Raw genomic sequence first — 662 nt, 5'->3', positions numbered from 1 at the left:
CGTCGTTCCTGGGGCGGGTGTTCGCCTCCGAAGCCCTCGCCCGGGGCCACGCGGTGACCACGTTCAACCGCGGCCGCTCCGCCGCCGACCTGCCCGGGGTGGAGGCGGTGCGCGGCGACCGCGACTCGGACGCGGACCTCGCGCGCCTCGTCGAGGGGCGGCGCTGGGACGCCGTCGTCGACACCTCGGCCCAGCAGCCCGCCCAGGCGGCGGCCTCCGCCCGGCTGCTGCGCGAGCGGGCCGGGCACTACACGCTGATCTCCTCCGTCCACGCCTTCGAGGACTGGCCGGCCCGCGTGGTCGACGAGTCCTCGCCGCTGCACCCGTGCCCCGCCGACACCCCGCCCGGGCAGGAGTTCAGCGCCGCGCTCAAGGCCGGCTGCGAGCGGGCGGTGCAGGAGCACTTCGGTGCCGGGCGCTGCCTGGTCCTCAACAGCGGGCTGCTGATCGGCCCGCACGAGCGGGGCGGGCGCCTGCCGTGGTGGCTGGTGCGGATGGCCCGCGGCGGGCGGGTGCTGGCACCCGGCGAGCCCGGCCGTCCCGTCCAGCTGATCGACGTCCGGGACTTCGCGGTGTTCGGCCTGGACCTGCTGACGGCGGGCACGGCCGGCCGCTTCCTCACCACCGCGCCGCCCGGCCTGCTCACCTACGGGCAGTTCCTG

Annotated in this window: 1 pseudogene; it reads left to right on the top strand. The window is 77.3% G+C overall.

Annotated features, from left to right (window positions below):
• Nucleotides 1-17 precede the first annotated feature (17 nt).
• Nucleotides 18-662 (top strand): annotated as a pseudogene (locus PUR71_RS03010) (NAD-dependent epimerase); the annotation flags it as partial.

The organism is Streptomyces sp. SP17BM10 (assembly GCF_036322405.1).
GTDB lineage: Bacteria > Actinomycetota > Actinomycetes > Streptomycetales > Streptomycetaceae > Kitasatospora.
The sequence above is the reverse complement of the archived record's forward strand: the minus strand, read 5'-3'. Positions and strand labels throughout refer to the sequence as shown.